This window comes from Spirillospora sp. NPDC049024, from assembly GCF_040649235.1.
Taxonomy (GTDB): Bacteria; Actinomycetota; Actinomycetes; order Streptosporangiales; family Streptosporangiaceae; genus Spirillospora.
On sequence record NZ_JBEZFD010000013.1, the window covers coordinates 249,972 to 274,563 of the forward strand.

25 protein-coding genes are annotated in these 24,592 nt (G+C 71.7%); 16 read left to right on the top strand and 9 right to left on the bottom strand.

Going from position 1 to position 24,592, the window contains the following annotated elements; genetic code table 11:
* Nucleotides 1-7 precede the first annotated feature (7 nt).
* From AB0C21_RS24935 to AB0C21_RS24945, 3 genes are read left to right on the top strand one after another with little or no spacing between them, the layout of a single operon-like run.
* Nucleotides 8-1,243 carry an enolase C-terminal domain-like protein gene (locus tag AB0C21_RS24935; protein ID WP_500207307.1) on the top strand — a complete coding sequence of 412 codons (1,236 nt, stop codon included), beginning with the start codon at nucleotides 8-10 and terminating at the stop codon, nucleotides 1,241-1,243.
* A gap of 9 nt (nucleotides 1,244-1,252) precedes the next feature.
* Complete coding sequence (locus tag AB0C21_RS24940; protein WP_500207309.1) at nucleotides 1,253-1,732, top strand: GNAT family N-acetyltransferase; 480 nt, start codon at nucleotides 1,253-1,255, stop codon at nucleotides 1,730-1,732.
* 59 nt (nucleotides 1,733-1,791) lie between these two features.
* Nucleotides 1,792-2,151 (top strand): hypothetical protein, encoded by a 360-nt coding sequence (locus AB0C21_RS24945; protein ID WP_500207310.1) that lies wholly within the window; start codon nucleotides 1,792-1,794, stop codon nucleotides 2,149-2,151.
* A gap of 176 nt (nucleotides 2,152-2,327) precedes the next feature.
* Here AB0C21_RS24945 and sodN read toward each other — a convergent pair whose 3' ends face one another.
* Nucleotides 2,328-2,729 (bottom strand): superoxide dismutase, Ni, encoded by a 402-nt coding sequence (sodN, locus tag AB0C21_RS24950; protein ID WP_353820909.1) that lies wholly within the window; start codon nucleotides 2,727-2,729, stop codon nucleotides 2,328-2,330.
* Between the two features lie 182 nt (nucleotides 2,730-2,911).
* Between sodN and sodX the strand changes: the two genes are divergently transcribed.
* The 6 genes from sodX (at nucleotide 2,912) to AB0C21_RS24980 (ending at nucleotide 7,821) form a co-directional block, all read left to right on the top strand.
* Nucleotides 2,912-3,316, top strand: a complete 405-nt coding sequence (gene sodX / locus AB0C21_RS24955; protein WP_500207311.1) for a nickel-type superoxide dismutase maturation protease — start codon at nucleotides 2,912-2,914, stop codon at nucleotides 3,314-3,316.
* Nucleotides 3,317-3,433: 117 nt separating this feature from the next.
* Entirely contained in the window at nucleotides 3,434-4,324 is an 891-nt protein-coding gene (locus AB0C21_RS24960; RefSeq protein ID WP_500207313.1) for an ABC transporter ATP-binding protein, read from the top strand.
* The gene (locus AB0C21_RS24965) at nucleotides 4,321-5,340 is read left to right on the top strand and encodes an ABC-2 membrane transporter-related protein (protein WP_500207315.1); all 1,020 of its coding nucleotides are present in this window, start codon (nucleotides 4,321-4,323) and stop codon (nucleotides 5,338-5,340) included. Before AB0C21_RS24960 ends, AB0C21_RS24965 begins: the two co-directional genes overlap by 4 nt.
* A gap of 92 nt (nucleotides 5,341-5,432) precedes the next feature.
* Nucleotides 5,433-5,936: a hypothetical protein gene (locus tag AB0C21_RS24970; protein ID WP_500207317.1), complete on the top strand. Its 504-nt coding sequence runs from the start codon at nucleotides 5,433-5,435 to the stop codon at nucleotides 5,934-5,936.
* Nucleotides 5,937-6,016: 80 nt separating this feature from the next.
* Complete coding sequence (locus AB0C21_RS24975; RefSeq protein ID WP_500207319.1) at nucleotides 6,017-7,168, top strand: sensor histidine kinase; 1,152 nt, start codon at nucleotides 6,017-6,019, stop codon at nucleotides 7,166-7,168.
* Nucleotides 7,165-7,821 carry a response regulator transcription factor gene (locus AB0C21_RS24980; RefSeq protein WP_500207321.1) on the top strand — a complete coding sequence of 219 codons (657 nt, stop codon included), beginning with the start codon at nucleotides 7,165-7,167 and terminating at the stop codon, nucleotides 7,819-7,821. The genes AB0C21_RS24975 and AB0C21_RS24980 overlap by 4 nt, the downstream gene beginning before the upstream one ends.
* A gap of 54 nt (nucleotides 7,822-7,875) precedes the next feature.
* On the opposite strand, the gene AB0C21_RS24985 is transcribed toward AB0C21_RS24980, so the two are convergent.
* A complete protein-coding gene (locus tag AB0C21_RS24985) occupies nucleotides 7,876-9,066 on the bottom strand; it encodes an NAD(P)-dependent malic enzyme (RefSeq protein ID WP_500207323.1) in 1,191 nt (396 codons plus the stop codon).
* Between the two features lie 359 nt (nucleotides 9,067-9,425).
* On the opposite strand from AB0C21_RS24985, the gene AB0C21_RS24990 reads away from it, so the two are divergent.
* From AB0C21_RS24990 to AB0C21_RS25005, 4 genes are all read left to right on the top strand, one after another.
* Nucleotides 9,426-10,337 (top strand): ABC transporter substrate-binding protein, encoded by a 912-nt coding sequence (locus AB0C21_RS24990; RefSeq protein ID WP_500207324.1) that lies wholly within the window; start codon nucleotides 9,426-9,428, stop codon nucleotides 10,335-10,337.
* A gap of 4 nt (nucleotides 10,338-10,341) precedes the next feature.
* The gene (locus tag AB0C21_RS24995) at nucleotides 10,342-11,253 is read left to right on the top strand and encodes an amino acid ABC transporter permease (RefSeq protein ID WP_500207326.1); all 912 of its coding nucleotides are present in this window, start codon (nucleotides 10,342-10,344) and stop codon (nucleotides 11,251-11,253) included.
* Nucleotides 11,254-11,321: 68 nt separating this feature from the next.
* On the top strand, nucleotides 11,322-12,074 hold the full coding sequence (locus AB0C21_RS25000) for an amino acid ABC transporter ATP-binding protein (protein ID WP_500207352.1): 753 nt from the start codon (nucleotides 11,322-11,324) through the stop codon (nucleotides 12,072-12,074).
* A gap of 76 nt (nucleotides 12,075-12,150) precedes the next feature.
* Nucleotides 12,151-13,119 (top strand): zinc-binding dehydrogenase, encoded by a 969-nt coding sequence (locus AB0C21_RS25005; RefSeq protein ID WP_500207328.1) that lies wholly within the window; start codon nucleotides 12,151-12,153, stop codon nucleotides 13,117-13,119.
* Between the two features lie 48 nt (nucleotides 13,120-13,167).
* Here AB0C21_RS25005 and AB0C21_RS25010 read toward each other — a convergent pair whose 3' ends face one another.
* The 6 genes from AB0C21_RS25010 to AB0C21_RS25035 all read right to left on the bottom strand — a co-directional run bounded on the left by AB0C21_RS25010 (nucleotide 13,168) and on the right by AB0C21_RS25035 (nucleotide 20,579).
* The gene (locus tag AB0C21_RS25010; protein WP_500207329.1) at nucleotides 13,168-13,890 is read right to left on the bottom strand and encodes a PadR family transcriptional regulator; all 723 of its coding nucleotides are present in this window, start codon (nucleotides 13,888-13,890) and stop codon (nucleotides 13,168-13,170) included.
* A 4-nt stretch (nucleotides 13,891-13,894) separates the two neighbouring features.
* The gene (locus AB0C21_RS25015; RefSeq protein WP_500207331.1) at nucleotides 13,895-14,746 is read right to left on the bottom strand and encodes a DUF4097 family beta strand repeat-containing protein; all 852 of its coding nucleotides are present in this window, start codon (nucleotides 14,744-14,746) and stop codon (nucleotides 13,895-13,897) included.
* Between the two features lie 48 nt (nucleotides 14,747-14,794).
* Nucleotides 14,795-14,971 carry a DUF6104 family protein gene (locus tag AB0C21_RS25020; RefSeq protein WP_168221026.1) on the bottom strand — a complete coding sequence of 59 codons (177 nt, stop codon included), beginning with the start codon at nucleotides 14,969-14,971 and terminating at the stop codon, nucleotides 14,795-14,797.
* A gap of 71 nt (nucleotides 14,972-15,042) precedes the next feature.
* Nucleotides 15,043-18,753, bottom strand: a complete 3,711-nt coding sequence (locus AB0C21_RS25025) for a multifunctional oxoglutarate decarboxylase/oxoglutarate dehydrogenase thiamine pyrophosphate-binding subunit/dihydrolipoyllysine-residue succinyltransferase subunit (RefSeq protein WP_500207332.1) — start codon at nucleotides 18,751-18,753, stop codon at nucleotides 15,043-15,045.
* 183 nt (nucleotides 18,754-18,936) lie between these two features.
* Nucleotides 18,937-19,608: an AIM24 family protein gene (locus AB0C21_RS25030; RefSeq protein ID WP_149264174.1), complete on the bottom strand. Its 672-nt coding sequence runs from the start codon at nucleotides 19,606-19,608 to the stop codon at nucleotides 18,937-18,939.
* Between the two features lie 62 nt (nucleotides 19,609-19,670).
* The gene (locus AB0C21_RS25035) at nucleotides 19,671-20,579 is read right to left on the bottom strand and encodes a glutathione S-transferase family protein (RefSeq protein WP_500207334.1); all 909 of its coding nucleotides are present in this window, start codon (nucleotides 20,577-20,579) and stop codon (nucleotides 19,671-19,673) included.
* A 153-nt stretch (nucleotides 20,580-20,732) separates the two neighbouring features.
* On the opposite strand from AB0C21_RS25035, the gene AB0C21_RS25040 reads away from it, so the two are divergent.
* Nucleotides 20,733-21,428, top strand: a complete 696-nt coding sequence (locus AB0C21_RS25040; protein ID WP_500207336.1) for a DedA family protein — start codon at nucleotides 20,733-20,735, stop codon at nucleotides 21,426-21,428.
* A 25-nt stretch (nucleotides 21,429-21,453) separates the two neighbouring features.
* Here the strand turns inward: AB0C21_RS25040 and AB0C21_RS25045 are convergent, their stop codons facing one another.
* A complete protein-coding gene (locus tag AB0C21_RS25045; protein ID WP_353820915.1) occupies nucleotides 21,454-22,518 on the bottom strand; it encodes an NAD(P)H-dependent amine dehydrogenase family protein in 1,065 nt (354 codons plus the stop codon).
* A 245-nt stretch (nucleotides 22,519-22,763) separates the two neighbouring features.
* Here AB0C21_RS25045 and AB0C21_RS25050 point away from each other — a divergent pair, with 245 nt between their 5' ends.
* Both AB0C21_RS25050 and AB0C21_RS25055 read left to right on the top strand, forming a co-directional pair.
* The gene (locus tag AB0C21_RS25050; RefSeq protein WP_500207338.1) at nucleotides 22,764-23,666 is read left to right on the top strand and encodes an SDR family oxidoreductase; all 903 of its coding nucleotides are present in this window, start codon (nucleotides 22,764-22,766) and stop codon (nucleotides 23,664-23,666) included.
* Between the two features lie 4 nt (nucleotides 23,667-23,670).
* On the top strand, nucleotides 23,671-24,468 hold the full coding sequence (locus AB0C21_RS25055; protein ID WP_500207340.1) for an enoyl-CoA hydratase/isomerase family protein: 798 nt from the start codon (nucleotides 23,671-23,673) through the stop codon (nucleotides 24,466-24,468).
* The last annotated feature ends 124 nt before the right edge of the window (nucleotides 24,469-24,592 follow it).

Here is a 24,592-nt window from a genome sequence, read left to right on the forward strand (position 1 = left end):
GGGACACATGAAGATCACAGGCATCCGCGCCACCACGGTCACCGTGCCGCTGGAGGCGCCCCTCCTGCACAGCAACGGCGCCCACTGGGGCCGCTTCGTCCGGACGATCGTCGAGGTCGAGGCCGACAACGGCCTGGTCGGGCTCGGCGAGATGGGCGGCGGCGGGCAGAGCGCCGAGGCCGCGTTCCAGGCCCTCGCCCCGCACCTGGAGGGCCACGACCCGTTCGAGCTGGAGACGCTCCGCTTCAAGATCGCAAATCCGACGGCGAGCCTCTACAACAACCGCACCCAGATGCTCGCCGCCATCGAGTTCGCCTGCCTCGACCTCGTCGGCAAGCATCTCGGCGTACCGGTGCACGACCTGCTCGGCGGCCGCATCCGCGACTCCGTCCCGTTCGCGTCCTACCTGTTCTACCGCTACCCGGGCGCCGGGGGTTCGCCGGAGGTCCGCACCCCCGAGCAGCTCGTCGAGCACGCCCGCGCGCTCAAGGACGCGCACGGCTTCACCGTCCACAAGCTGAAGGGCGGCGTGTTCCCGCCGGGCCACGAGCTGGAGTGCTACAAGGCGCTCGCCGAGGCGTTCCCGGGCGACCGGTTCCGCTACGACCCGAACTCCGTGCTGAGCCTGGAGGAGGGCCTCCGCTTCGGCAAGGCCATCGAGGACCTCCCCAACGACTACCTGGAGGACCCCGTCCTCGGGCTGGAGGGGCTGCGGCTCGTCCGCGAGCGCGTGAACGTCCCGCTCGCCACCAACACCGTCGTCGTCAACTTCGAGCAGCTCGCCGCGAACGTGCTGCGCCGCAGCGCGGACGTCGTCCTGCTCGACACCACGTTCTGGGGCGGCATCCGGCCGTGCGTGAAGGCCGCCGGCGTGTGCGAGACGTTCCAGATCGGCGTCGCCGTCCACTCCTCCGGCGAGCTCGGCATCCAGCTCGCCACCATGCTGCACCTCGGCGCCGTCCTGCCCAACCTCACCTACGCCGCCGACGCGCACTACCACCACCTCGCCGACGACGTGATCGAGGGCGGCCCGATGCGCTACGAGGGCGGCAGGATCCCGGTCCCGTCGGGCCCCGGCCTCGGCGTCGGCCTGGACCGCGACAAGCTGGCCGAGTACGCGGAGCTGTACAGGGAGCTCGGCGGCTACGCCTACGACCGCGACCCCGGGCGGCCCGGCTGGTACCCGCTCGTCCCCAACGACCGGTGGGCCGACCCCGCCGCCGCACTGCCGCCGCTCGAATAGCCTGCCCCTGTGATTCGTTACGCGACACCCGGCGACGTCCCGGACATCCTGCGGCTGATCCGCGAGCTGGCGGACTACGAACGGGCCCTCCACGAGGTGAAGGCGACCGAGGAGCAGCTGCACGACCGCCTGTTCGGCGACGACCCCAAGGTCTTCGCCCACGTCGCCGAGCATGACGGCCGGGTCGTCGGGTTCGCCGTGTGGTTCCTCACGTTCTCCACGTGGAACGGCACGCACGGCATCTACCTCGAAGACCTGTTCGTCGAGCCGGAGTACCGCGGCCACGGCTACGGCAAGACGCTCCTCACCGAGCTGGCCCGCATCGCCGACGACCGCGGCTACGGTCGCGTCGAATGGTCCGTCCTGAACTGGAACGAGCCGGCGATCGGGTTCTACGAGGCCCTCGACGCCACCCCTCAGGGAGAGTGGACGGTCTACCGGCTCACCGGCGACGCCCTCACCCGCGCCGCCCGCCCCTCCGCCGGCTGAGGAGCGGCGCCCAGGCCGGGGTTGCATCCGGTACCGAGGTACGGGCTTACGTTCGGGCCATGGAACTTCAGCAGGTGCCGGCCCGGCCGGACGACCAGGGATGGGCGCCGCAGGCGTGCGCGCTGCCGACCGCCGAGCGGCCGCTGCGGGTGGCCGAGTTCGACGCGCTGTTCGCCGAGGCGGTGACCGCCGTGCGGTCCGCCGGGCCGGGCCGGGTGCGGATGGACCTGCGCCCCGAACCGCGGCTGGCCGCGCGGGCCGCCGAACTCGCCGCCCGGGAGACGGGCTGCTGCTCGTTCTTCACCTTCGCCGTGACCGCCGCCGACGGCGCGCTCACCATGGAGATCAGCGTCGACGACCGCCACACCGAGGTCCTGGACGCCCTGGCGGCCCGCGCCGCCCACATGACGGCCTCCTGAACATCGCCGCGGCCCCTGGCATGCTGCGGGCCCTGGCGTGCTGCGGGCCCTGGCGTGCTGCGGGCCCTGATGTGCTGCGGGCCCTGATGTGCTGCGGGCCCTGATGTGCCGCGAGCCCCTGGCATGCCGCGAGGGCCGTCCGGAGGCGGACGGCCCTCGCGATGACCTGGAGGCGGTCAGGCCTGCTTGGTCTCCCAGAAGATCTTGTCGATCTCGGCGATCTTCGCGAGCAGGTCGTCGGCCGCCTTGGCGTCCATGCTGCCCTTGGTGCCCGAGGCGCCGGCGAGCTTGGTCGCCTCGTTGAACAGCTGGTGGAGCTGCGGGTACTTCTCGAAGTGCGGCGGCTTGAAGTAGTCGGTCCACAGCACCCAGAGGTGCTCCTTGACCAGCTGCGAGCGCTGCTCCTTGATCAGGATCGCCCGGGCGCGGAACTCCGGGTCCTCGTTGGCGGCGTACTTCTCAATGATCGCCTTCACGGACTCGGCCTCGATCCGGGCCTGCGCCGGGTCGTAGACGCCGCACGGCAGGTCGCAGTGCGCAGACACCGTGGTCTTCGGGCGCAGAAGCTTGAGCAACACCTGCGATTCCCTTCCCTCGTTGCGGATCATGCTCAGGTCCCCGACATTACCCTTGTGCCCCGGGGCCCGTCCGGGCAGGGCGCTCGGTAATTCGGCCTAAGACCCGGGCCGTCCGGCCCGGAACCTCTCCAGCAGTGTTGTGACCGCCGCCCGCCGAAGTATGCGGGCCGACGAGGAGGACCATGCGGCTCCGGACCCCCCGCCACCGTCCGCTGTGGGCCCTCGCAGGAGCCGCGGCGCTCGCCGTCGCCGCCGCGCGCAGGCTGGCGACCGTGGAGGTCACCGGCGACTCGATGCTCCCGGGCCTGCGCCCGGGGGACTGGCTCGTCGTCCGGACCGGAGCCCGCCCAGCCCCGGGCGACGTGGTCGTGGCCGAGCACCCGGAACGGCGCGAGCTGCTCATCGTCAAACGCGTCTCGCACCGCTCCGGGGACGGATGGTGGCTGGAGAGCGACAACCAGCGCGCCCGTGGGCGCCGCGACAGCTGGGACTTCGGCCCCGTCCCCGACGACCTCGTCGTGGGGCGGGTCGTGGGCCGCTACTGGCCCCGCCCGCGCGTGCACATGGCCCGGCGGCCGGCGCGGTGACCGGACCCCCGTCCCGCTGAGCCACGGCGTCGAACCAGCCGAAAGTACGACCGCCGCGGGCGTGAACCGTGCTTTGGGCCGGTGATCCGAGGCGGCGCCGTCGCCGACGATTCCGGCATGCCACTTGAAGATCCGGTCCCGATGCTGCACGCCGAGGGACTGACGAAGAGATACGGACGCAGGGCGGCGCTGAGCGACGTCGACCTGCGCGTTCCGGCCGGTCGCGTCGTGGGCCTGGTGGGCCCGAACGGGGCCGGCAAGTCGACGCTGCTGAACCTGGCCTGCGGGCTTCTGGAGCCGACGTCGGGCTCGCTGCGCGTCCTGGGGTCCCGTCCGGCGGCGAGCGCCGCGCACCTGGCCAGGGTCGGGTTCGTGGCCCAGAACACGCCCGTGTACCCGTCGTTCAGCGTGGCCGACCACCTGCGCATGGGGGCGCGCCTGAACCCGTCCTGGGACCGGGGGCTGGCCGAACGGCGCATCGGGCAGGTCGGGCTGAACCCGGAGCAGAAGGCGGGACGGCTGTCGGGCGGACAGCGCGCGCAGCTGGCGCTGACCGTCGCCGCCGCCAAGCGGCCCGAACTGCTGATCTTCGACGAGCCGGCCGCGGCGCTCGACCCGCTGGCGCGCCAGGGGTTCCTGGCGAACCTGATGGAGTTCGTCGCGGAGCTGGGCGCGAGCGCCGTGCTGTCGTCGCACCTGCTCGGCGACATCGAGCAGGTCTGCGACTACCTCATCGTGCTGTGCGACTCGCGGGTCCAGGTGGCCGGCGACGTCCGGGACCTGCTGGCCGGCCACCACCGGCTGGTCGCGCCCGGCGGCGACCTCGGCCCGCTGCCCGACGGCGTCGAGGTCGTCCGGGCGGAGCACGGCGGCGCGATCGTGCGCACCGGCCTCCCGCCGGCGGGGCTGCCGCTCCGGGCCGAGCCCGTCAGGCTCGAAGAGCTGGTGCTCGCGTACATGTCGCGGGCGAACGCGCCCGCCGGCCGGGAACGGGAGGGAGCGCGATGATCTGGTTGAACTGGCGGCAGTTCCGCCTCCAGGCGATCGCCGGTGCGGCCGGGCTCGTCGTGATCGCCGCCTATCTGCTCTACCTGGGCATGGACATCCGGGACGCGCACGACGCCTACCGGTCCCGGTGCACCGACCCCGCCGGCTGCGCGCAGGCCGCCGTCCAGTTCCAGGGGGCCTACCGGAACACGCTGCTGTTCCTCGCCGCCGGGCTCCAGCTGATCGCCGTCGTCATCGGCGCGTTCTGGGGGGCGCCGCTGGTCGCCCGGGAACTGGAACTCGGCACCCACCGGCTGGTGTGGAACCAGAGCGTGACGCGCCGCCGCTGGCTGATCGGCAGGATGGCGTTCGTCGGCCTGGCCGCGCTGGTCGTGGCCGGCCTGGCCGCCCTGCTGCTCACCTGGGCCGCCGCCCCCTACGACGAGGTCGCCGCCGACCGGTTCGGGACGATCGAGTTCGGCGCCCGCAACATCGCCCCGGTCGGCTACGCCCTCCTCTCCTTCGCCCTCGGCACCACCATCGGTCTGCTCGTCCGCCGGACGCTTCCGGCTATGGCCATCACGGGCGTCGTCTTCATCGCCGTCCAGTTCGCGGTGCCGAACCTGGTGCGCCCGCACCTCATGCCGTCCGAGAGGACGGCCCTGCCGATGACCGCGCAGGCCATCAACCAGGCCAAGAACCTGGGCAGCATCACCGGCGCCCCCGTCATCGGCGGCCTGCAGGTGCCCGGCGCCCCGGACGCGTGGATCAGCGAGACCAGCCCGCTGCGCACCGCGGACGGGCGGACGCTCAGCGGGAGCAAGTTCAACGCGTGCCTCGACACCCCGCCGAAGACCGGCGCCGGCGGCACGTTCGGCGACGCCGCCGTGTGCCTGGCCGCACTCGACCTGCACGTCGACGTCGAGTACCAGCCCAGTGACCGCTACTGGGGCTTCCAGCTGGCCGAGACCGGGCTGTACCTGGTGCTCGGCGCGCTCCTCACCGCGGTCGCCCTGCGGCGCGTCCGGCGCGCGTGAAGCGACCGATCCCCGACAGCGAAACCAGGTCTCCCATGTCGCATACGAACGGTCATCAGGATGGTGCCGGCGGGCCTCCGGCGAAAACGGACGTGCTGGTCAACGCGGGGCTGGGCATGGTGTTCGCCTTGGGCGCCGCCTTCACGGCGTACATGCTCATCCGCAGCTGGGGCGGTGCCTACTGGCTCTACACCACCGCCGTCTCCGCGGTGGTGTGCGGGCTGGCGCTGCTGCGCGGGCGGCGAAGGGCGTGGCCCCCGGTCGCGGGCGTGGTCGTGGCGGCCGGTGCCGTGGCGGGGTCCCTCGCGGCCGACCTGCCGCGGGAGCCGTCGCCCACGACGGCCCTGGCCCTCGCCGTGCTCGTCGGCTCCTCGCTCAGGTCGCTGCCGGTGCCGTCGGCGCTCGCCGTCGCCGCGGGCGGCGCCGCGGTCACCGCGCTCGGCTGGTCCGCCGGGCCCACCGCCCCGATGGCCCTGGCCACGCTGCTGGTGGCCGGCGGGTTCGTCGCGGGGTCGGCGCTCCGCGCGTTCGACCTCCTCCGGCGGTCCGGTGCGCCGGACGCCGGGTCGCCGCCGACCGGCCGGCCGCGGTGGTAGGGGCGGGCCGCGCCCGGGACGCCCCCGGCGGCGATCCGTCCGCATGCGGCACCGGTCGGAGCGGGGATAGCCTCGTCGGCGTGACCGTTCCGGGTGGATGGGGCCGGGGCGCCTCCGTGGCGGGGCTCGCCGCCGTGTTCCTCGCGGCGATCGCCGTGCAGGCCGCCGCCATCGCGCAGACCTGGGGCGGCTGGTACTGGGCGCCGGGCGCCGTCTCCGCGGCGGTGGTGTGCGTCCCCGCGCTGCTGGGGCTGCGCAGGCCGCTCTGGCCGGCGGTCGCCGGGTTCGGCCTCGCGGCGGCGGCCGTCCTCGTCCGCCTGGCCGGCCCCGACCTTCCCGCCGAGCCCAGCCCGGCGATGACCCTGGGGCTGGCGGTGCTGACCGGCTCCGCCCTCCGGACCCTCGCGCCGGCGCGGGCCGCCGCCGTCGCGGCCGCCGGACCCGTGCTGATCATCGCCGGTCAGCTCGCCGCCGGCACGCCGTCCGACGGCCTCGCGGCGCTGACGGCGCTGGACGGCCTGGTCTGGCTGGCCGCCGTCGGCGCCGGGCTCCCGCTGCGGCTCCTGGACGCGCGGGCGCGCCGGGTGGTCGAGGACGTCCGCCGGGACGAGCGGCTGGAGCTGGCCCGGGAGCTGCACGACGTCGTGGCCCACCACATCACGGGCATGGTGGTCCAGGCTCAGGGCGCCCAGGTGGTCGCGCGGCGGAACCCGGAGCGGGTGGGCGAGTACCTCGGCGAGATGGAGGCGGCGGGCACCGAGGCGCTGGCCGCGATGCGGCGGGTCGTCGGGCTGCTGCGCGACGCCGACGACGCGGCGCCGGCGTCGCCGGGGACGGAGCGCCTGGGCGCTCTGGTGGAGCGCTTCCGCCGGCAGGGCCCGGAGGTGCGGCTGAGCATGCCGGACGGGCCCGCGGACGCCCAGTGGCCGCCGGAGGTGACCACCACCGTGTACCGCGTCGCCCGGGAGGCGCTGACGAACGTGCTGCGGCACGCGCCCGGGGCCCGGTCCGTCACGGTCACCGTCCAGCAGGGCCCGGACGGCGTCTGCGTCGAAGTCGCCGACGACGCCCCGGCGGTGCCGGCCCGGCACCCCCATCGCGGCGGTTACGGATTGATCGGCATGCGTGAACGCGTCGAATCGCTCGGCGGCTCGCTGTGCGCCGGACCGCGGCCCGGCGGCGGCTGGTCCGTGCGGGCGGAGCTGCCCGTCCCCGCGGGGGAGCCCAAATGACGATCTCGGTCCTGCTCGCCGACGACCAGGCGATGATCCGCCGCGGGCTGCGGCTGATCCTGGAGGACCAGCCCGACATCAGCGTCGTCGCGGAGGCGGCCGACGGGGCCGAGGCGGTCGACCTGGCGCGGCGGCTGCGCCCGGACGTGTGCCTGGTCGACATCAGGATGCCCCGGCTCGACGGCATCGCGGTGACCCGCGCGCTGGCGGGCCCGGGGGTGCCCGACCCGATGCGGGTCGTCGTGGTCACCACCTTCGACCTGGACGAGTACGTGTACGGGGCGCTGCGCGGCGGCGCGGTCGGCTTCGTCCTCAAGGACGCCGGGCCCGCGCTGCTCGTCGAGGCGGTCCGCGCCGCCCACAACGGCGAGGCGCTGGTCTCGCCCGCCGTCACCGTCCGGTTGCTGCGGCACCTGGCGGCCGCCTCGGCCCCGCCGCGCGCCGTGCGGCCCCCGCCCCTGTCGGACCGCGAACTCGAAGTCGTCCGGGCCCTGGCGCGCGGCCGCACCAACCAGGAGATCGCCGCCGAGCTGTTCATCTCGCTCAGCACCGTCAAGAGCCACCTGTCGGGCATCCAGACCAAACTGGGGGTGCGCAACCGGGTCGGCATCGTCACCTGGGCGTGGGAGAACAACCATGTCGAACCGCCCTGACACGGCCCGTGTCCGACGGCCCGTGCCCCGGGCGGGACACGGGCCGTCGAAGGGTCAGATGCGGGCGACGCCCTCTTCGCGGGCCTTCGCGGCGACCGCGGCCGTGACGGCGGGGGCCACCCGGTCGTCGAAGGGGCCGGGGATGACGTAGTCGGCGGTCAGGTCGTCGCCGACGATGTCGGCCAGGGCGTTCGCCGCGGCCAGCTTCATCCCCTCGGTGATGGTGTGGGCCCGGACGTCCAGCGCGCCGCGGAAGATGCCCGGGAACGCCAGCACGTTGTTGATCTGGTTCGGGAAGTCGCTGCGGCCGGTCGCGACGACCTTGGCGTGCCGCCGGGCGACCTCCGGGTGGACCTCCGGAGTGGGGTTGGAGAGCGCGAAGACGATCGCGTTCTCCGACATCGTGGCGACGCACGACTCGTGGACGGTGCTGCCGGACAGGCCGATGAACACGTCGGCGCCGCGCAGCGCCTCCTCCGTGGAGCCCTTCAGGTGCGAGCGGTTGGTGATCGCCGCGATGCGCTCCTTGACGGGGTTCAGGCCGTCGCGCCCCTCGTGGATGATGCCCTTGCTGTCGGACAGGGCGATGTCGCCGATGCCCGCCTCGATCAGGATCTGCGAGACCGCGATGCCGGACGCGCCCGCGCCCGCCACGACCGCGCGCAGCTCCGACAGCGGCTTGCCGACGTAGCGCGCCGCGTTGGTGAGGGCGGCGAGCGCGACGATGGCGGTGCCGTGCTGGTCGTCGTGGAAGACGGGGATGTCGAGGGCGGCGCGCAGCCGGTCCTCGATCTCGAAGCAGCGGGGGGCGCTGATGTCCTCCAGGTTGATGCCGCCGAAGCTCGGGGCCATCCGGATCACGGTGTCGACGATCTCGTCGACGCCGGTGCAGTTCAGCGCGATCGGCACCGAGTCGACGTTCGCGAACTCCTTGAACAGCAGGGACTTGCCCTCCATGACCGGCATGGACGCGGCCGGGCCGATGTCGCCGAGGCCGAGCACGGCGGTGCCGTCGGTCACGACCGCGACGACCTTGGAGGTCCAGGTGTAGTCGTAGGCCAGTTCGGGGTTGTCGGCGATCGCGGTGCACACGCGGGCGACGCCCGGCGTGTAGGCCAGCGAGAGATCGTCCTTGTTGCGGACGGGGATGGTCGAGCGCATCTCGAGCTTGCCGCCGCGGTGCAGCGGGAAGGCCGGATCGTCGTCCAGTGAGGGCGGTTCGGTGGGAATGGGCTCAGCAGCCACAGCGACCCCTGTCAGTGAAAGTTGGCTTTCTTGCGATCCCGCCGCGGTGGTGGTGTGGTGGCCGGTCACCTGGTGGTGTCTCGCGACGCACGGGGGTCACCCGTTGTCTGATTGTGCCACACGGGGTGGTGCCCCTCCCCAGGCCGGGGTGGGTGGTGACCGTCACGTGACCGTGCCCACACCGTGTCCGGTCCGTCGCGTTGCGTTAGGCATACCCCGGTCAACGCATATTGATCTGGGGCTGCCTCGTTGCGTGATTGTTTCGCACCCTTTATCCAGATCAGGGACGTTGTACGCCAAACTGTGCACCTGACCTTCGGATCTACGCGGATCCGACGAAACCACCTGGAGGGGGACCAGTGATCACCGGTTCTCTGCGCCGCCGCGCCGTCGCGGTGAGCGCGCTCGTACTGACGGGCGCGCTCGCGCTGTCCGCATGCGGCGACAGCAACGACTCGGGCGACTCGGGCTCCGCGGCCTCGAACACGAGCGTGGACAGCAAGCTCGCGGCGATGGTCCCGGCCGCCATCAAGAGCGACGGGAAGATCTCGATCGGCACCGACGCCTCGTACCCGCCCAACGAGTCCGTCGACCCGGCCTCGCAGAAGATCGTCGGCTGGGACGTCGACCTCTTCAACGCGGTCGCGGCCAAGCTCGGCCTGAAGACCGAGTACAGCAACGCGGGCTTCGACACCATCATCCCGGGCGTCCAGTCCGGCAAGTACGAGGCCGGCGTCTCCTCCTTCACCGACACCAAGGAGCGGGAGGGGGCCGTCGACTTCGTCACCTACTACTCGGCCGGGACCACCTGGGCCGTGCTGAAGGGCAACCCGAAGGGCGTCAACCCCGACGACGCCTGCGGCAAGTCCATCGGCGTCCAGCAGGGCACCGTGCAGGTCGACGACCTCAAGGCGCGCAGCAAGAAGTGCACCGACGCGGGCAAGCCGGCCATCAAGCCCGTCGTCCGCAAGCAGCAGACCGAGGTCAACAACGACCTGGTGGCGGGCAAGGTCGACGGCATGGCCGCCGACTCGCCCATCGTCGGCGACGCGGTGAAGAAGACCGGCGGCAAGCTGCAGATCATCGGCCAGACCTACGACACCGCCCCCTACGGCTACGCGATCGGCAAGAACTCCGGCCAGCTCAAGGAGGCCATCCAGGGCGCGCTGAAGGCGCTGATCGCGGACGGCACCTACAAGAAGATCCTCACCGATGCCGGTGTGGAGACCGGTGCGATCACCGAACCCAAGATCAACGGGGCGCAGAGCTGATCGCATGACGGTCGACAACGACGTCGAGAAGGGACGGCCTGAGGCGATCAAGGCCGTCCCGGTCCGGCATCCGGGCCGCTGGCTCGGGGCGGCGGTCGTCCTCGTGCTGGTCGCCATGTTCATCCACTTCCTGCTGACCAGCAAGGCGCTGGACTGGGCGGAGCAGTGGAAGTACCTGTTCTCGGACCCGGTGCTCAAGGGCGTCCGGAACACCGTCTGGCTCACCCTGGCCGCCATGGTCGGCGGCGTCGTGCTCGGCATCGTGCTCGCGCTGATGCGGCTGTCGGCCAACCCCCTGCTCAGCGGCGCGGCCTGGGTGTACCTGTGGTTCTTCCGCGGTACGCCGCTCTACACGCAGCTGCTCATCTGGGGCGCGATCGGCACGCTGTTCCCGACGGTCGGGATCGGCATCCCGTTCGGTCCCGAGTTCGAGACGTGGAAGACGCAGGAGCTGGTCAACGCCGCGATAGCGGCGTCGCTGGGGCTGATCCTCAACGAGGCCGCGTACATGGCCGAGATCGTCCGGGCCGGCATCCTGTCGGTGGACGAGGGCCAGCAGGAGGCCGCGAGCGCGCTCGGCATGTCCCGGATGCAGACGATGCGGCGGATCGTGCTGCCGCAGGCGATGCGCGTCATCGTCCCGCCGACGGGCAACGAGGCGATCTCGATGCTGAAGAACACCTCGCTCGTCGTGGCCGTCCCGTACTCGGAGCTGACCTTCACCGCGCAGACCATCTACGCCAGCACCTACAAGATCATTCCAATGCTGGTGATGGCCTGCCTGTGGTACCTGCTCATCTCCTCGCTCATGATGATCGGGCAGCACTACCTGGAGCGGTACTACAGCAGGGGCACCAGCAAGGGGGCGGAGGCCAGGCAGCGGCTCCGCTTCCGCGGCGGAGGAGGCGGCCAGTGAGCGGAGGCGAGGACATCGTGGGCGCCGCCCCCGGCGTCCCTGAGCCGGCGGTCGAGAGCGGCGGGCTGATGGTCAAGGCCGAGGAGGTGCACAAGTCGTTCGGCCGCCTGGAGGTGCTCAAGGGCATCAACCTGGAGGTCAAGCCCGGCGAGGTGATGTGCGTCGTCGGGCCGTCCGGGTCCGGCAAGTCGACGTTCCTGCGCTGCATCAACCACCTGGAGAAGATCAACGCGGGGCGGCTGTGGGTGAACGGCCACCTCGTCGGCTACCGGGAGAAGGGCGGCAAGCTCTACGAGCTGCGCGACCGGGAGGTCGCCGCCCAGCGCCGCGAGATCGGCATGGTGTTCCAGCGGTTCAACCTCTTCCCGCACATGACGGCCCTGGAGAACGTCATGGAGGCGCCCTGCCGGGTGAAGAGGCAGCCGAAGGCGCAGGTCCGGGAACGGGCCGTCGCCCTGCTGACCCGGGTCGGGCTCGGCGACAAGGTGAGCAGCTACCCGGCGCAGCTGTCCGGCGGGCAGCAGCAGCGGGTGGCGATCGCGCGGGCCCTCGCCATGGAGCCCGCGCTGATGCTGTTCGACGAGCCGACCTCCGCCCTGGACCCCGAGCTCGTCGGCGAGGTCCTGGAGGTCATGAAGCAGCTCGCCCTCGACGGCATGACCATGGTCGTGGTCACCCACGAGATGGGCTTCGCCCGCGAGGTCGGCGACTCGCTGGTCTTCATGGACGGCGGCGTCGTGGTCGAGGAGGGCACCCCCCGGGAGGTCCTGACCAACCCGAAACACCCCCGCACCCAGGACTTCCTCTCCAAGGTCCTGTGACGTCCGAGCACGCGGCCCGTCCCCGACAGGCGGGGGCGGGCCGTTTGCGCGGGCGGCCGGCGGTTAGTGTCGGTTCATGTTCGCTGTCACGGCCACACAGATCGACGCAGACAATCCGCTGAACGGGCTCACGCTGGGGGAGCGGCCCGATCCCGAGGTACCGGACGGGTGGACGACCGTCACGGTGAAGGCCGCCGCGCTCAACCACCACGACCTGTGGTCCCTGAAGGGCGTCGGGATGTCCGCCGACCGGCTCCCCATGATCCTCGGCTGCGACGCGGCCGGGGTGGACGAGGACGGCAACGAGGTCATCGTCCACTCGGTGATCGGCGACCCGGCCCGGGGCGGCGGCGACGAGACCCTCGACCCGAAGCGGTCGCTGCTGTCGGAGACCCACCCCGGGACGCTCGCGGAGAAGGTCGCGGTGCCGCGCCGCAACCTCGTCCCCAAGCCCGCGGAGCTGTCGTTCGAGGAGGCGGCCTGCCTGCCGACCGCGTGGCTCACCGCGTACCGCATGCTGTTCGACAAGGCCGGGCTCCAGCCCGGCGCGTCCGTGCTGGTGCAGGGCGCGGGCGGCGGCGTCGCGACCGCGGCGATCGCGCTGGCGGCCGCCGCCGGCTACCGCGTCTACGCCACCAGCCGCAGCGAGGCCAAGCGCAAGCGGGCCGAGGAGCTCGGGGCGGACGCCGCCTTCGAGACGGGCGCGCGGCTGCCCGAGCGCGTCGACGCCGTGATCGAGACGGTGGGGCAGGCGACCTGGTCGCACTCGCTGAAGTCGCTGCGGCCCGGCGGCCGGATCGTGGTGTCGGGCGCGACGAGCGGGCAGGTGCCGCCCGCCGAGCTGAACCGGGTGTTCTTCCTCCAGCTCCAGATCGTCGGCTCCACCATGGGCACCCGCGACCAGCTGGAGCGGCTCGCCCGCTTCCTGGTCAAGACCGGCGTGCGGCCGCACGTCGACCGGGCGCTGCCGCTGAGCCGGGCGAAGGAGGGCTTCGCCGCGATGGCGGAGGGCGACCTCTTCGGCAAGATCGTCTTCACGCCGTGACGACGTGACGCCCTGACGCCGTAGGGCGGGCCGTGGCCGGGAGGCCGGTCACGGCCTCCGGTCGAAGATCTCGTTCCGCAGCCGCTCGCGGGTCTCGTCGAGGAGGGCCTGCGCGGCGGCGAGGTCGTCGTCGTCCAGCCGGGCCTTCTTCGCCGACTTGCGGACGTCCTCGACGAACCGGCGGAGCAGGCGCTCCAGCTTGAGGCGGGCGACGTCCTCGCGGGTACCGGTCGCCGTCTTCCAGGCGTCGTCCCAGTTCTGCCGCCACTCCTCCTTCCACGCCTGCTTCTGCTCCCGCCAGTGCTCCTTCTGCCGGCGCCACTCGTCCTTCTGGCGCTCGGTGGTCTCCTTCCACGCGTCCTTGGACGTCGTCTTGCCCTGGTCGCGCATCGTCCGGGCGGCCTGGGTCAGCTCCTCGCGCAGCGTCCGGACGGTCTGCCGGACGTCCTCCTGCACGCCGCGGGCGAACTCCTGCGCGGAGGCGGCGATCTCCTCCTCCAGATCGGCCAGCTCGTCCATCCGGCGCTCCAGCTCCTCGCGGCCCTTGTCGGTCAGCGAGTACACCTTCTTGCCCTTGACCACCTCGTGGGTGACCAGGCCCTCGGCCTCCAGCCGGGCCAGCCGCGGATAGATCGTGCCGGGGGAGGGGGAGTAGACCCCGAGGAACCGGTCCTGCAGGAGCCGGATCACCTCGTAGCCGTGCCGCGGGCTCTCCTCCAGCAGTTTGAGCAGGTACAGCCGCAGGCGACCGTGGCCGAAGACGGGGCTCACGTCGTCACTTCTCCATTCGGGGTGTGGTGATCTCCGGCGCGTCGTCGTCGCGGCCGAGGAGGGCGATCGCGCCGGACACCGTGTTGACCGAGATGCGGCCCGAGCCGTCCCCCGTCTTGCCGGTGACGGCGCGCGAGACGGTGCGCTCCTGCCGGTCGAGCGCGAAGGACGTCTCGATCCGCCCGGCGGCCGAGTTGAGCGCGACCTGCGCGCCGGTGGACGCGGGGACGCGCAGCGCCACCTCGCCCGAGACCGTGTTGACCTCGACGGCGCCGTCCCGGGCCAGGTCGACGTCGGCGGCGATGCGGCCGCTCACCGTGCGGGCCGCCAGCCGCTCGACGGACGCGCCGGCCAGGGTCAGGTCGCCGGACACGGACGTGAACGACATGGTCCCGTCGAGCCCCTGCGCCTCGATCGCGCCGGAGACCGTGTTGGCGTCGATGGCGCCCGCCACCCCGTCGAGCGTCACATCGCCGGAGGCGCTCTTGATGGACGTGCGGGCCGTCGTTCCGGTCACCACCGCGTCCGCCGACACCAGGTTGAGGCTGACGGGGCAGTCGCGCGGGACGGTCACGGTGATCGACGCGCGGACCTTCTGGTTGCGCAGCCAGCCGAGCACGCCCTCCCAGAGCTTCTCGTGGGTGACGGCCAGCATCCCCGCCTCGTGCGTGACCACCAGCGGCGGGCCCTCGACGCTCCCGACCATGATGGAAGGGCGCTCGTCGGAGGCGAGCACCGACACGCTGCCCGCGATCAGCGTGACCCGCAGCGCGACCACGCCGTCGAAGTCGAGGGTGGTCGGTTCGTCGATCGTCCAGCGCGACATCGCGATGTGCCCTTCGTCCGAGGCTTGCATCCAGTAAACACGATATGTCGCGTTTGCCGGATGTCAAGACATATCGCGTTAGTCCTCCTCGTCGTCCAGCCTGGCCAGCCAGGTGGCGAGGCGGTCGACGGGGGTCTCGAACTCGGGGTTCAGGTCGACGAACTCGCGCAGCCGGCCGGCCAGCCACTCCAGGCTGACCTCCTCCGCGCCGCGCCGGTCGACCAGCTCCTCGATGCCCCGGTCGGTGAAGTACATGCCGTCTCTCCCCATGGAAGCCCGAGGGCCCCGGCGCGGTGCACCGGAGCCCTCGGGTCGAATCCGTACCGCTACTTCTGCTCGCCGAACAGGCGCGCGAGCAGCGCGTCCTGCTCCGCCTGGTGCAGCTTCGCCGACCCCACCGCGGGGGACGAGGACGCCGGGCGCGACACCCGCGACATCTTCAGCCCCTCGATGTGGTGCGGCAGCTTCAGCGCCATGAACGGCCAGGCGCCCATGTTGGCGGGCTCGTCCTGCACGAAGACGATCTCGACGCCGGCCGGGTACTTGGCCAGCTCCGCCTTGATCTCGTCGACCGGCGGCGGGTAGAGCCGCTCGACCCGCACGACCGCGGTGTCGTTCGCGCCGGCCGCCTGCCGGGCCTTCACCACGTCGTAGTAGATCTTGCCGGTGGTGAGCAGCACCCGCCGCACGCCCGCCGGGTCGATCGCCGGGTCGCTCTCCGGGATGACCGGCTGGAACGCGCCGGCGGTGATCTGCTCGACCGGGGACGTGGCCGCCTTCAGCCGCAGCAGCGACTTCGGCGTGAACACGACCAGCGGCTTGTGCCGGTTCGACAGGACCTGCCAGCGCAGCAGGTGGAAGTAGTTCGCCGGCGTCGTCGGGTAGACGACCGTCATGTTGTCCTGCGCGCACAGCTGCAGGTACCGCTCGATCCGCGCGGACGAGTGGTCGGGCCCCTGGCCCTCGTAGCCGTGCGGCAGCAGCAGCACGACGCCCGAGTGCTGGCCCCACTTCTGCTCGCCGGAGGAGATGTACTCGTCCACCACCGACTGGGCGCCGTTGGCGAAGTCGCCGAACTGGGCCTCCCAGCAGACGAGCGCGTCGGGGCGGGTCATCGAGTAGCCGTACTCGAAGCCCATCGCCGCGTACTCGCTGAGCAGCGAGTCGTGCACGTAGAACTTCGACACGCCCTGCCCGAACTGCTTGAGCGGCGTGTACTCCTCGCCCGTCCTGCGGTCGACCAGCACCGCGTGCCGCTGGCCGAACGTGCCGCGCCGGGTGTCCTGCCCGACGAGCCGCACGGGGTGGCCGTCGATCAGCAGCGAGCCCATCGCCAGCAGCTCGCCGGTCGCCCAGTCGATCGCGTCGTCCTCGATCATCTGGGCGCGGCGCTGCAGGATCGGCTGGAGCCGCGGGTGCGGGGTGAAGCCCTCGGGCAGGCTGACCTGCGACTCGATGATCCGCTTCACGGTCTCCTGCGGGATCGCCGAACCGGCCTTGCCGTGGTCGATCGGGATGCGCTCCTCGACGTCCGGCTTCACCACCGAGCCCGGTTCGAGGGGCTTCTTCACGGCCTCGCGGGTCTCGGTGAAGGCCCGCTCCAGCTGCTCCTGGTAGTCGCGGAGGGCCTGCTCGGCCTCCTCCACCGTGATGTCGCCGCGGCCGATCAGGGCCTCGGTGTAGAGCTTGCGGACGGACCGCTTGGCGTCGATCAGGTCGTACATGAGCGGCTGCGTGAACGAGGGGTTCTCGCCCTCGTTGTGGCCGCGCCGCCGGTAGCAGACCATGTCGATGACGACGTCCTTCTTGAACGTCTGCCGGTACTCGAACGCCAGCCGCGCCACCCGGGCGCACGCCTCGGGGTCGTCGCCGTTCACGTGGAAGATCGGCGCCTGGATCATCCGCGCGACGTCGGTGGCGTAGACGCTGGAGCGCGAGTACTCCGGCGCCGTGGTGAAGCCCACCTGGTTGTTGATGATCACGTGCACGGTGCCGCCGGTGCGGTAGCCGCGCAGCTGCGACAGGTTCAGCGTCTCGGCCACCACGCCCTGCCCGGCGAACGCCGCGTCGCCGTGGATCAGGATCGGCAGGACGGTGAAGCCGGCCTCGCCGACGTCCAGGAGGTCCTGCTTGGCGCGGACGACGCCCTCCAGCACCGGGTCGACCGTCTCCAGGTGGGAGGGGTTCGCGACCAGCTCGGTGTGGATCTTCGAGCCGTCGCTCGCGACGAAGTCGCCGGACGCCCCGAGGTGGTACTTCACGTCGCCGGAGCCCTGCGCGCTGCGCGGGTCGAGGTTGCCCTCGAACTCGCCGAAGATCTGCCCGTAGGACTTGCCGACGATGTTGGCGAGGACGTTCAGCCGGCCGCGGTGCGCCATGCCGATCACGACCTCGTCCAGGCTGGCCTTCGCCGCCGCCGAGATCACCGAGTCGAGCAGCGGGATGACCGACTCGCCGCCCTCGAGGGAGAACCGCTTCTGCCCGACGAACTTCGTCTGCAGGAACGTCTCGAACGCCTCGGCGCTGTTCAGCCGGCGCAGGACGTGCAGCTGCTCCTCGCGCGAGGGCTTGTCGTGCGGGATCTCCACGCGCTCCTGGATCCAGGCGCGCTCCTCCGGATCCTGGATGTGCATGTACTCGATGCCGACCGTGCGGCAGTACGCCATCCGCAGCACGCCGAGGATGTCGCGCAGCTTCATCGTCGGCTTGCCGCCGAACCCGCCGGTCGCGAACTCGCGCTCCAGGTCCCACAGGGTGAGGCCGTGCTTGAGGATGTCGAGGTCGGGGTGGCGGCGCTGCTTGTACTCCAGCGGGTCGGTGTCGGCCATCAGGTGGCCGCGGACCCGGTAGGCGTGGATCAGTTCGTGCACCCGGGCGATCTTGGCGACGTCGTCCTCGTGGGTGGCGGAGATGTCCTTGACCCAGCGCACCGGCTCGTACGGGATGCGCAGCGCCTCGAAGATCTCGTCGTAGAAGCCGTCCTCGCCGAGCAGCAGCTGGTGGATGCGGCGCAGGAAGTCGCCGGACTGCGCGCCCTGGATGATGCGGTGGTCGTAGGTGGAGGTCAGCGTCATCACCTTGCTGATCCCCATGCGGGCCAGGGTGTCGCTGGACGCGCCCGCGAACTCGGCCGGGTACTCCATGGCGCCGACGCCGATGATCGTGCCCTGGCCGGGCATCAGCCGCGGCACCGAGTGGACGGTGCCGATCGTGCCCGGGTTCGTCAGGCTGATCGTGGTGCCCTGGAAGTCCTCAAGGGTGAGCTTGCCGCCGCGGGCCTTGCGGACGATCTCCTCGTAGGAGGCCCAGAACTGGCGGAAGTCCAGCGTCTCGGCGGCCTTGATGCTCGGCACGACCAGCTGCCGCGAGCCGTCGTCCTTCTGCAGGTCGATGGCCAGCCCGAAGTTGACGTGCTCGGGCCTGATCAGCACCGGCTTGCCGTCCACCTCGGTGAACGCGGCGTTCATCTCGGGCATCGCGGTCAGCGCCCTGACGATCGCGTACCCGATGAGGTGCGTGAAGGAGACCTTGCCGCCGCGCCCGCGCTTGAGGTGGTTGTTGATGACGATGCGGTTGTCGATCAGCAGCTTGGCCGGGACGGCGCGCACGCTCGTCGCCGTCGGCACCGCGAGGCTGGCCTCCATGTTGGTGGCCGTCCGGGCGGCGACGCCGCGCAGCCTGACCTCCTCGGCCCCCGCCGGCACCGGCGGGGGGGCCGGCTTCTCGGCCTTGGGGGCCGGCGCCTTGGCGGCCTGCTTGGCCGGGGCCTTCGGCGGCGCGACCGGCGGCTGCGGTGTCGGCGGAGCGGCCGCGGTGCCGTTCGCGGCCCTCGGGGCCGCGCCGTCGGCGGGGGCCTGGGGGGTGGCGGACGCGGGCCGGCTGTCCGGCTGGTAGTCCGCGAAGAAGTTCCACCAGGCTTCGTCAACGGAGTTCGGGTCGTCGAGGTACTTCTGGTACAGCTCGTCGACCAGCCACTCGTTGGCGCCGAAATCGGTCATGTTCGGGTCGGCACTTGTTTGCGACGACTCTGTCGACACGGCGGAGATCGCCCTCTTCCGCAGCTCGCAGGTAAGTTCTGAGACGCAACAAGGCTACTCGCACTTGCCCCCGAACCATGCCAGCGTGTCGCAAGCCCGCCCCCGCCGTCCCCCCGCGTTGGCCGAACCCGCCGAAGGCAGGGCCGTGCCTTCGGCAAGATCTACCAGGCGATCTCTTGAGGGTCAGTGCGTGTGCGGGGCGACCGTGGGGCCCTCGGAAGCCTGGATGAGGACGAAGCCCTGGCCCTGGTAGGCGAGCTGCATCGCCTCGCCGCTGCCGCGGCCGATGAGGGCGCCGGCCTTGAAGGTCCGGTTCACGCCGACCTGGAGGCTGGTGCTCCACGCGACGGCGGACTGGCCGTCGGCGAACGTGGGGGCGCGGCCGCAGTCGAGCATCACGGGCGTCCCGTGCGTGGTCAGCGCCACCCAGCCGGTGCCCTGGAGGGTGGTGTTGAACAGGCCGCCCGCGGCGATGCCGGCGCCCTGGACGCGCTGGATGTCGGACTGCAGGTGCGAGTCGTAGGCGAGGATGTTCTTGCCGTTGACGGTGATCCCCTCGTTCTCCAGGTAGAACAGGTGGATGTCGTCGGCGTCGTTGGCGACGAACAGCAGTCCCTGGCCCTTGACGCGCATGAGGGGGACGCCCTCGCCGGTCAGGGCCTTCTTCATGAACTTGCCGATGCCGCCCGCGCCCTCGTAGTCGAACTCCATCTGGCCCTGGAAGGCGACCATGGACCCCTGGCGGGCGAGGACGTCGCCGTTCAGGTGGATCCGGAGCATCTTGGAGTTCTGGAGGGCGAAGTGGCCGGGGAGTTGCTGGCCCTGCTCGAGGTTGCCGAAGAACTGGCTGCGCATGGTCGGGTCGTGCCTCTCGTGCGGATTACAGGAGGTGCGCCAGCATAACGAGGCAGAGGCCGTCAACGTCCCCGGTCGTGCGGGGACGTCCAGTCCACGAGCGGGCCCTTGGCGACGACGCCGGACGGGTTGATGTTCCGCTGCGTCACGTAGTAGTGCCGCTTGATGTGGTCGAAGTTCGTGGTCTCGCCGAACGCCGGGATCGAGTACAGGTCGCGGGCGTAGCCCCAGAGGTTGCCGTAGTCGGCGAGGCGCCGCAGGTTGCACTTGAAGTGGCCGTGGTAGACGGCGTCGAAGCGGGCGAGCGTCGGGTAGAGCCGGACGTCGGCCTCGGTGATCTCGTCCCCGAACAGGTAGCGGCGGGTGCCCAGGCGCTCCTCCAGCCGGTCGAGGGTGTCGAAGAGGGCGTCGAAGGCCTCCTCGTAGGCGCCCTGCGAGGTGGCGAAGCCGGCCTTGTAAACGCCGTTGTTCACGGTGTGGTAGACGAGGTCGTTCAGCTCGTCGATCTCGGGGCGCAGCGCCTCGGGGTACAGGTCGGGCGCGCCGGGGCGGTGGTGGGCGGTGAACTCGGTCTCGAACATCGTGGTGATGTTCGGGAAGTCGTTGGTGACGAGGCGCTCGGTCTCGGTGTCCCAGACGCAGGGCACGGTGTAGCGGCCCTGGAACGCCGGGTCCGTGGACAGGTACAGCTCCGAAAGGAAGACGGCGCCGGTCACGGGGTCGCGGTCGGGGAACCGCCAGCCCTTCTCGTCCCGGATGGGGTCGACGACCCCGACGCCGATGACGTCCTCCAGGCCGAGCAGCCGCCGGACGATGAGCGTCCGGTGGGCCCACGGGCAGGCGTAGGAGACGAAGAGCCGGTACCTGCCGGGCTCGGCGGGCAGACCGCTCGACCCGTCCGCGGTGATCCGCTCGGTGAACCGGTTCGCCTGCCGGACGAAACGGCCTCCCTCGACCTCCTGCACGCTCATGCCCGTCTCCCTCTCGAGTAGGTGAGGACGACCCGGAGACCGACCCCTGCGGGCGATCCGGGTCCGGGAACCCCGCGGCTACCATAACCGTCGGTATCCAGTGTGAAACGGCCGCGAGGCCGGCCCGGCGGATCGACGAGGTGGCGGGGGTCCATGCTCGAGCAATTCAACGCCCTGGTGGACGGCCTGCCGCCCGCGATGGTCTACCTGATCATCGCGGCGCTGGTGTTCGCCGAGGCAGCGCTGTTCGTCGGGTTCGTGTTCCCCGGCGAGACTGCGATCGTGGTCGGCGGCGTCCTCGCCAGCCAGCACGTCCTGTCGCTGCCGCTGCTGCTGGTCATCGCGGTCTTCGCCGCCGTGACGGGAGACTCGGTCGGCTACGAGATCGGCCGCAAGTACGGGCCGCGGCTGCTGGACGTCAAGATGATGCGAAGACACCGTGCGAAGGTCGCGGCCGCGCAGGACCTGATCCGCCGGCGCGGCGCGTTCGCGGTGTTCATCGGACGGTTCACGGCGCTGCTGCGGGCGCTCATGCCGGCCCTCGCGGGCAGTTCGCGGCTGCCGTATCCGAAGTTCCTGCTCTTCAACGTCATCGGCGGCGTCGTCTGGGTGGTGACGTTCACGCTCGGCGGCTTCTTCGCGGGCACGGCGTTCGAGCACGCGGCCAAGCTCGCGGGGCGCGGCCTGGCGATCGGGCTGGCGGCCGCGGCCGTCGTCGCGCTGGTGGTCTGGAGCGTCCGCAAGCACCGCCGGGAGGCGCGCGAGGAGGCCGAGGCGCAGGCCGCCGAGGAGGCCGCCGAGGACGAGGAAGAGGAAGCGGACGAGTCGGCGTCGACGCTGCCGTCCTGACCGGCCGTCCCGAGGCCGGGAGCGCTCAGAGGTGCATCCGGCCAGTGATCATCGGCAGGTCGAGGTAGGTGCGGATGCCGGGGTCGGCGGCGCACACGGCCGGGACGGAGTTCAGCGCGTGCGCGGACGCCGCGGAGACCGCGTCGGAGACCCACTCCTCGCCGGCCGACAGCGTGAGCGAGGGCCGGCCGTCCACGCGCAGCGAGTACCCGGGCCGGCCCCACTCGTCGGGCATCCGCGCGGCGTCGGCCTTGTGCACGACCTCGACGGTGATGACGGGCCGGCCGGCGGCGATGCCGCTGAACGTCCAGCGGGCGGCGGCGACCGTGCCGCGCGGGATCGGTCCGGCGGCGGTGGAGAGGTCGGCGCCGGCCAGCCGGTGGTCGACGTCCACGTCGATCTCGTCGAGCTCGACGCCGAGCCCGGCGGCGATCAGGTGCAGGCTCTCGGAGAACAGCATGCGCATCGCGGCGCGGGTGGGCCGCAGCGCGCGCAGGTACGCCTCCTCGTCCTTGCCGAACCCGAGCACGCGGTGGACCATCCGCCAGGACGGGTGCCGGGCGAAGTCGGTGCACTCGCGGGCGTAGACGTGGGTGATCCGGCGGGACAGCCGCGACAGCACCAGCGGCATCACGTCGGCCATGAAGCCGTGGCTGACGCCGCTGCCGTGCACCGACACCCCGCCGCGCTTGCAGGCCTGCTCCAGCTCGTTCACGAAGAACGGGCCGTGCGCCTGCGGGTAGACCAGCCCGCTGAGGGAGATCAGGTTCTTGCCGGACGCCAGCAGCGCGCAGATCGTCTCCAGCTCGGCGAACCGGTCGCGCGCGGGGCTCGGCGCGTAGACGACGCAGTCGGCCTCCAGGTCGAGGATCTCGCCGAGGTCGCCGGTCGCGGTGACGCCGACCGGGTCGCGGCCCGCGAGCGTCCCGGCGTCGGCGCCCACCTTGGCCGGGGTGTGCACCCACACGCCGGCGAGCTCCATGTCGTCGCGGTCGAGGACGCCCCGGATCGCGCTGCGGCCGAGCGCGCCCGTCGCCCACTGGACCACGCGGTGGCGGCGGCCGGACGGGGACGCGTCGGCGAGGCTCATCGAGACGGGACCTCCGTTGCTCCTGGCGGCGTCGATGAGTGAGGAGACTACGCGGCAGGCACGGGAGAATTGCGGCGATCTCCGCAACTTCCTCCCTCGTCCCACCCTACGCGGGACTGATCCGGCGCACGGCCGGGAAGGAACCCCGGGGGTCGCGGCCGAGCGCGATTCGGTTCAGTGGTACCACTGGTAACCCCCCGATGATTACCTGGGGGCGTAGTCGGTGCGATGTGAGGAGACACGAGATGTCGGAACTGCGCTACGACGGCCGTGTGGCGGTCGTGACCGGGGCTGGCCACGGCCTCGGCCGCCAGCACGCGCTGGAGCTCGCCGCGCGCGGCGCCAAGGTCGTCGTCAACGACCTCGGCGGTGACCGGACCGGTACCGGCGCCTCCGCCGGCCCCGCCCAGGAGGTCGTGGACGAGATCAAGAAGAACGGCGGCGAGGCCGTCGCGAACCCCGACAACGTCGCCACCCCCGAGGGCGCCCAGGCGATCGTCAAGACCGCGCTGGACGCGTTCGGCAAGGTCGACATCGTCGTCAACAACGCGGGCATCCTGCGCGACAAGTCGTTCAAGAACATGTCGGTCGAGGAGTTCGACGCGGTCATCGCCGTCCACCTGCGCGGCTCGTTCCTGGTCTCCAGCGCCGCCTGGCCGCACCTGCGCGAGCAGGGCTACGGCCGGATCGTGAACACCTCGTCGCCCGCGGGCCTGTTCGGCAACTTCGGCCAGGCCAACTACTCCACGGCCAAGATGGGCCTCGTCGGGTTCACCAAGACCCTCGCCCAGGAGGGCGCGAAGTACAACATCAAGGCCAACGCGATCGCCCCGGTGGCCTGGACCCGCATGACCGAGGACCTGCTGCCCGCCGATTTCGCCGACAAGCTCGGCGTCGAGCAGGTGACGCCGCTCGTCGCCTACCTCGTCCACGACTCGGTCGAGGACTCCGGCCAGGTCTACACGGTCGGCGGCGGCCGGATCGCGAAGATCTTCGTGGCGGAGGGCCCCGGCTACGGGCAGAAGGCGACGCTGTCGGTCGAGGACGTCCGGGACAACTGGGCGGCCATCAGCGCCAACGAGCCGCTGACCGTGTTCGGGAACGTGGGCGAGCAGATGGGCCCGCTGATCCAGCAGCTCACGTCCTGAGCCGTTGGCCGGGATCGAGCTCGACCGGCGGGACGGGGTGCTCACGATCACCCTGTCCCGTCCGGAGCGCCTGAACGCGGTCGACGGCGCGCTGACCGAGGAGATGCTCGACGTCCTCCACGGGCTGGCGCGCGACCCGTCCACCCGCGTGGTCGTGCTCACCGGCGCGGGCCGCGGGTTCTGCTCGGGGATGGACATCCAGGGCGGCGACCCGGGCGAGCCGACCGGGGAGGGGCGCGTCCAGCGGCTCTACCGGGGCATCGCCCGCGGCGGCGAGGTCACCGCGCGGTTGCGGGAGATCCCGCAACCGGTGATCGCGGCGCTGCACGGCCCCGTCGCGGGCATGGGCGTGTCCTGGGCGCTGGCCTGCGACCTGCGGGTGGCCGACCCGACGACCCGCTTCGTCGTCCCGTTCGTCGACCTCGGGCTGTCGGCCGGCGACTGCGGCCTGTCCTGGCTGCTGCCGCGCCTCGTGGGCCCGGCGAAGGCCGCCGAGATCACCTACCGGGCGCAGCGCCTGGACGCGGCCCGCGCCGACGCCCTCGGCCTCATCACCGAGATCGCCCCCGAGGGCGGGGACCTGGCGGCCGCGCAGGCCCTCGCCGACGAGCTGCTCACCAGGTCCCCCTACGGCCTGAGCCGTACGAAGGAACTGCTCAACGCGTCCTTGGACGTCCCCGGCCTGCGGCAGCAGCTCATGGCGGAGACGGCCGTCCAGACCCTCGCCTTCTTCAGCGAGGACCTCGCCGAAGGCATGACGGCCACCCTGGAGAAACGCCGCCCGGAGTTCAAGAACCGCTGAGGATCCCCGCGTCGACTTGCGGCGTGTTGCCCCTAACCCCCCCCCCCCAAAGGCCAACACGCACCCAGCGCCCCCCCCCCCCGGGGCCGCCCGCGGAGGGGCGGGGGGGGGGGGCGGGGGGACA